This is a genomic window from Actinoalloteichus spitiensis RMV-1378 (assembly GCF_000239155.1).
In the GTDB taxonomy this organism is placed as follows: Bacteria; Actinomycetota; Actinomycetes; order Mycobacteriales; family Pseudonocardiaceae; genus Actinoalloteichus_B; species Actinoalloteichus_B spitiensis.
The window spans coordinates 1-6,011 of sequence record NZ_AGVX02000500.1 but is presented as its reverse complement, the minus strand read 5'-3'; the positions used below and the strand labels follow the sequence as shown (position 1 = coordinate 6,011).

Genomic DNA, 6,011 nt, shown 5'->3' with positions numbered 1-6,011 from the left:
CCGAGGTGACCCGACTGCTGTCCCCCGCCCTGCACCCGGAGGTCGCCACCCGCGCGCAGGCAGAGATCCGCCGTCGCGTCGTGGAACCGATGCTGGAACCCCGCTCCCAGCCGTGGGAGTCGTGGCGCCACAACTGGTCGGCGGTCTGCGGCGGCGCGGTCGGCATGACCGCCCTGGCGCTGCTGGACGACGACCGGGAACGCGCCGCGCTCCTGGCGCGGGCCAGCCGGGCCCAGGAGGTGTTCCTCTCCGGGTTCGGCGCGGACGGGGCGTGCACGGAGGGGGTGGGCTACTGGGCCTACGGCTTCGGCTACTTCGTCTACTTCGCCGAGGCGTTGCGGGACCACACCGGCCAGGACCTGCTCACCGGTGTCCACGGCGAGCACGTCCGGCGGATCGCCGAGTTCCCGACGGCCGTCTGGCTGGGCGGGGGCCACTTCGCCAACTTCGCCGACAGCCCGGAGGAGCCCGCGCTGCCGGCGGGTCTGCTGTGCCGGCTCCGGCAGCGCCGCGTCGCGCGATCCCTGCCGCCCCTGGCCAGGCCACCACGGCTCGACGACGACCCCTGCTACCGGTGGGCGCCCCTGACCCGCACCCTGTGCTGGGCGACCGACGAGGCCTTCGCCGTACCAGCCGGCCGCCCGGCGACCCGAGGTGGTACCCCGGCGCCGAAGACCGGCGGTGGCGGCTCCGGTCCCCCTCGCGCGGACGGGGAGGCCGCATCCGGGAGGACGCCGGACGCCGGCGGCAGCGGTGGACGGGGCGAGGCGGGCGGACCGGGCACGGTCACCGACGCGGTGCCCGACCCGCCGCCCCTGGCGGCGGCCGACGCCGGGACCTGGTTCCTGCCCGTCGCGCAGTGGATCACCGACCGGCGGCCGGTGCGGGGCGTGCCAGTGGCCTTCGCCGCCAAGGGCGGCCACAACGACGAGCCGCACAACCACAACGACCTCGGCCACTTCCTCCTCCACGTCGGGGGTGAGTCGCTGCTGGCCGACCTCGGCTCCCCCGAGTACACCCGGGACTACTTCGGCCCCGGCCGCTACCAGGTGCTGCACGCCTCCTCCGAAGGCCACTCGGTGCCCCTCCTGGACGGCGCCGGGCAGCTGCCGGGCGCCGATCGGCGCGCGGAGGTCGTCCACCACGAGCGACGCCGGGACGGCGTGCGCCTCACCCTCGACCTGACCAGTGCCTACGACCACGCCGGGCTGGTGGGTCTGCGCCGGGACCTCGTCTGGCGGCACACCGAGGACGGTGGGCTGCTGAGGCTGACCGACACCGTCGAGCTGGCCCGCGACTGCGCGGTGACGGAGACCTTCGTCAGCCGGCACCCGGTACGGACGGGGACCGATCCCGCCGAGCCCGCCCACTGGCGGGGTCGGCACGGGCGGGTCGGCTTGCGGGTGGTCCCGGGCCAGGACTGGACCGTCCGCGACGACGAGGTGCCGACCGTGGAGCACGACGGCTCCCCGGGAGTGGCGCGCCGGCTCCACCTGACCACGACGCTGCCCGCCGGCAGCCACGACCTGCCGGTGGAGTTCACCGTCGTCGTCGACCGGGCAGGAACCTCCCGGTGACGGCGGGACCGCCAGGCAGGGCCTCGGTACGACGAGAACGGCGGGGCGGTCGTTCCGGTTGTCGCCCGGTCAGAACGGTGAAATCGGCACCAGAAATACGTGTCCCCGCCGCCCTGATCGGCACTGCGGAACGCGGAACGCGCTCGTACGCTCGATTGTGACGCCCCCCATTCGCAGCACGCGCGGGTCGACGTCACTAGCGAGGAGAACAGAACACCCGGCCCACGAGCAGGAGCACGCCGCCCGGGAAGAGGTTCACGGGACACCGTGATCACCCGCCACGAGTCGCACGAGGAACTCCTCGACCAACGGCCCGAACGCTGGCCACCGCCGCGGGGAACCGTGCGTGGACGCGCACGGGGACGACGCGGCGGATGCCGCGCCCCCTGCCGGACGTGGCACCGCCGCCCCGTGGATCCGACCAGTTCCGGAACTGATCGCGCCCGAGGGTCGCAGCAGCGTCCCCGGTGAGGGCGACCGCCGAAGGGGATTCCTGGATGCGCCGCGCGCCACCGCACATCACCGCCGGGCCGGGGAAACCACACGGACAAGGAGCGACATCCCATGTTGCGCATTACCGCGGACGTCTTCTCCGGACGTCAGAACCCGGTGTGGACGGTCGGTGAGGAACGGACGGCCCGGAACACGTTGCGCGCCCTCTCGGAGGGCTCCGAACTGCTCACGGAGGATGCCCCGGCCCGCGCCGGTGTCGGGTTCCGTGGCCTGCTGGTCGAGTCACTCAGCGACGAGGCCGCCCCGGACCTCCGTCTCGGCTCGACCACCTACCTTCCCGTGGGCCGGGAGGCCAAGGGCCCTCGTGCCGCCGAACTGGCCGAACGGTTGATCGGCCTGTTGGACCGGGTGGACACCAGCCTGGACACCGAGGAGGGCGTCAGCCTGCCCGAACCGCTGCGGCCCTTCCTGACCACGCAGTTGACCACGGCGACCGAGGAGGGCTCCCGCAGCGGGGTGAGCATCCAGGAGGGCGGGCAGGAGACGAGCGAATCGTTCACCGCCGCCGCCACCTGCTACTACGACGTCACCCCGTTCAACCCGGGCTTCTGGAACGACGACCAGAACACGCGCCTGCGCAACAACTGCTACAACTACGCCAGCAACTGGCGCAACAACACCTTCGCGCAACCCGGACGCGGGTGCGGGAGCCAGTACACGGCCCTGACCTGCGCCGAGGTCGGCCGAGGCGCGTTGTGCGACGGCATGCACCGCCGCTACGACTGCTTCCCGGACAGCGAGTGGCCGCGCCACCTGGTCGCCCTGGTGATCTGGCCCAACACCGACTTCCACTGGTACCGCCTCCAGTCGGAGGGTTACTGGGCGCACAAGCCAGGCAGCACCGCGGCCAGGAACGTGGACAACAGCAACCGGGTGATCAACAACCCCGAGACCTGCGACCGGGGCCCGTACACCCAGTTCTGCGGCTACTTCTACGGCTGCCACACCCAGCGGCAGCGCATCCGCTGACCACCGACCGCGCCTGACCGCGTCACACGGCGGGCGGGGCGGGCACTGGCCCACCGTCGAGGTGGGCACCCGCCCCGCCGGTTCCGATGTCACCGAGCGGGAGGATGACGGGCATGGACGTGGAGGTGTGCCTCTACAGCGGCCGTCCCAACCCGGTCTTCCGGTTGCACGGCGTCGAGCGGGAGGAGGCGAGCCGGCGACTCGGGGCCCTGGTCGCGGTTCCCGACCGGTCGGTACCTCCCGGCGGGCTGGGCTACCAGGGGTTCCGGCTGCGCCCGACCAGCACCGACGGATCCTCCGACGCCGGGCCGTCGGAGGTCGGGGACGCGGGCGACCAGCCCACGGTGACCGGATCGTCCATCATGGAGTACGCGATCGGCGGGGGCCTCGTCGTCGCGCGTGGCGCCGACGGCGGGGTCCGGGTGTCGCTGGATCCCGGCCGGGCACTCGAACGCTGGCTCGCCGACCGGAGCACGCGCGCGCTGACCGAGCAGGAGATCCGACTGGTCGAAGGGAGCCTCGCCAGCGAGGAGGATCCTCGCTCCGACTTCCCGCGATGAGCGGCCCACGTCCGGCTGGGATGCGCGCGGTGGCGCAGTGGCTCGTGGACCGGGCAACAGCTCGACCGACCGCGCTCGCCGGTTCCCTCGGCCGTCCGCCTCGTTCGACTCTGCCGAGCGCCGCCGCCAGGCCTCGGCGGGCTACCTCGATGTCCGCCAGGGCCGCCCGCGCCTGGGCCACCACCTCGGCGGCGGGCACGGGCGACCACCCCCACGAACCTCGAACCACCACACACCGCGATCAACGGTAGCGATCGGTCACGAGCAGGGGCGAGAGGTCACCCCCTGGTGGGAGAAGCACCTCCAGCGCGCGGCCGCCGAGTGGGCACGCCGTCGAGCACGAGGGGATCCACCCGCGCCGAGCGGCTCTCGGCTCGACGCGGGGGCTCGTCCCGAGCTCTGCTCCACGGTGGCCCACCGGGCCCCGGAGGCCCGTGCCCCCGGGGCGGTGTGACGGCGGCGGTCACGATGGCATCGTCCCGCTCCGCCGCCCCCGCCCGCCGGGGCACGTCGCCCGCACGGGGGACACGACGTCGGCTCCGGCCCGCGTCGCGGCGCCCCGCACGCTGGCTACTCCTGGGCGTCGAGGAACCCGGCGATGTCGTCGGCGAGCTCGTCGGGGTGTTCACCGTTGACGGCGTGCGAGGCGTCCGGGTAGAGGCGGACGGTGCCCTCCGGCAGCGCGCGTTCGGCGACCTCGACGGCAGCGGCGGAGTCGAGCATGACCGACTCCCCGGCGATGACGGCCAGCACGGGCATGTCCAGGCCGGACAACGCCTCCTCGCTGATCCGGCTGGGCTGCGGCAGCCGCAGGCTGTAGTGCGCCATCCCGGCCTCGATCATCCGGGCGACCGGCACGTCCTCGACCGGCGCGCCGCCGGCGGTGTACGAGTTGAAGCCGTCCCGCCAGGACTTGGGCAGCCAGGGCAGCGAGGCGGGCAGGGACCGCACGATGGTGCCCAGGGGCATGTCGTCGAAGACGAACACCGGCTCGACGAGGGTGAGGCTGGCGATCGCCTCGGGCTGGCGGGTGGCGAGGTTCGCCGCGGTCCAGCCGCCGATGGAGAGCCCGACCAGGTGGAACTCGCTCTCCGGGAGCCCGTCGAGGGTCTGGTGCAGCCAGGCCGCCTGGTCGTCGTCGTCGACGATCGGGCGGTCCTGCACGCTCATGCCGGGTTCGCCGAGCAGGTCGAGGGTGTAGACGTCGCCGACCCGCAGCAGGTGGGGCAGGTTGTCCGCCCACACCGGGGACGCGGAGGCCCGCCCGGGCAGGAGCACGAGGGGCTCGGCGCGGTCGGCCTCCCCCTCGAACCGGTACGCCCGAACGATGCCGTAGTCGGTGCGGACGTCGAGGGTGGCGTCGGGGACGGGCAGGTCGGCCATCGCGGTCTGGTACGTGTCGTGGAACTCGTCCCGGCCCTCGGCGCTGGTCCAGTGCCCGACGGGGGAGGGCGTGCGGGTGACGAACCCGATGACCAGGAACAACGCCGCGATCACGCCGAGCACGATGGGCCAGCGGCGTCGACGGGTCCGGACTGGGGACGGGGTCGGTGTCGTGTCGTCCATACGGCTCCTAACCGATCGGTAGATTCTTCTACCGTACGGTAAGCTGTGACCCATGGCCAAACCACCCCGTGACGAGGACTCGTCCCGCTCCCGTCCGCTCACCCTCACCGAGCAGGCCCGCCGCACCCAGTTGATCGAGGTCACCATCGGCCTGGTGGCCGAGCGGGGGTACGCGGGCACCTCGCTGTCCCGGATCGCCGAGGGCGCGGGCATCACCAAGGCGGCGGTGCTCTACCACTTCCCGTCGAAGGACGCCGTGGTGAGCGCCGCGCACGAACACGTGTTGACCGCGCTGACCAGCCACGTCGCGGTCGCCGTTGAGGCCGTTCCCCCCGAGGGCGGCCCCGGCGCCTACGTGCGGGCCATGATCGGCCACCTCCGGGAACACCCCCGGCACACGCGGATGATCGTCGAAGCGATGACCCAGGGCGACGGGGACTACGACTCCAGCCTCCGGTGGCGGCCACTCGCGTCGCTGCTGGCGGCCGCCCGGCAGGCGCGCGGGGTGACCTCGGAGCTGGACCTGCGCACGCTGGCGATCACCATCGGGGGTGCCGTCGACGCCATCGTCGCCGAACGCCTCGCCGACGACGGCTACGACACCGAGGCGGCGGCTGACCTGCTGGTCTCGGTGGTGGAACGCACGCTGTTCGCCTGAGCGGGCGGGGGCACGCCCACGGCGGAGGCCCGCGCCGGCGGCCGCTCCGCTGGTGCGCCGAGCCGCACTCCCGCCCCCGCCCGACCCCACGGCCGCTCGCCGACCGGGTGAGCGACCGGACCGCGACGGCGACGGTGCTGCCGCACCAGGCGCGACGCGGTCACCGCC

Annotated in this window: 5 protein-coding genes; 4 read left to right on the top strand and 1 reads right to left on the bottom strand. The window is 73.4% G+C overall.

Features of this window, described 5'->3' with window-relative positions; all coding sequences use genetic code 11:
• The 3 genes from ACTIDRAF_RS30080 to ACTIDRAF_RS0220285 form a co-directional block, all read left to right on the top strand.
• The coding region (locus ACTIDRAF_RS30080) for a heparinase II/III domain-containing protein (protein WP_016700552.1) at nucleotides 1–1,577 on the top strand (1,577 nt) is incomplete at its 5' end.
• 564 nt (nucleotides 1,578–2,141) lie between these two features.
• Entirely contained in the window at nucleotides 2,142–3,059 is a 918-nt protein-coding gene (locus ACTIDRAF_RS0220290; protein WP_016700551.1) for a hypothetical protein, read from the top strand.
• Between the two features lie 113 nt (nucleotides 3,060–3,172).
• Nucleotides 3,173–3,619 (top strand): hypothetical protein, encoded by a 447-nt coding sequence (locus tag ACTIDRAF_RS0220285; protein WP_016700550.1) that lies wholly within the window; start codon nucleotides 3,173–3,175, stop codon nucleotides 3,617–3,619.
• Between the two features lie 570 nt (nucleotides 3,620–4,189).
• Here ACTIDRAF_RS0220285 and ACTIDRAF_RS0220280 read toward each other — a convergent pair.
• Nucleotides 4,190–5,185 carry an alpha/beta fold hydrolase gene (locus ACTIDRAF_RS0220280; protein WP_016700549.1) on the bottom strand — a complete coding sequence of 332 codons (996 nt, stop codon included), beginning with the start codon at nucleotides 5,183–5,185 and terminating at the stop codon, nucleotides 4,190–4,192.
• 52 nt (nucleotides 5,186–5,237) lie between these two features.
• On the opposite strand from ACTIDRAF_RS0220280, the gene ACTIDRAF_RS0220275 reads away from it, so the two are divergent.
• Nucleotides 5,238–5,843 carry a TetR/AcrR family transcriptional regulator gene (locus tag ACTIDRAF_RS0220275; RefSeq protein ID WP_016700548.1) on the top strand — a complete coding sequence of 202 codons (606 nt, stop codon included), beginning with the start codon at nucleotides 5,238–5,240 and terminating at the stop codon, nucleotides 5,841–5,843.
• Nucleotides 5,844–6,011: the final 168 nt, after the last annotated feature.

Coding starts and splice junctions, on each gene's coding strand:
- ACTIDRAF_RS0220290 (WP_016700551.1), top strand. CDS start 2,142: ATGTTGCGCATTACCGCGGACGTCTTCTCCGGACGTCAGAACCCGGTG.
- ACTIDRAF_RS0220285 (WP_016700550.1), top strand. CDS start 3,173: ATGGACGTGGAGGTGTGCCTCTACAGCGGCCGTCCCAACCCGGTCTTC.
- ACTIDRAF_RS0220280 (WP_016700549.1), bottom strand. CDS start 5,185: ATGGACGACACGACACCGACCCCGTCCCCAGTCCGGACCCGTCGACGC.
- ACTIDRAF_RS0220275 (WP_016700548.1), top strand. CDS start 5,238: ATGGCCAAACCACCCCGTGACGAGGACTCGTCCCGCTCCCGTCCGCTC.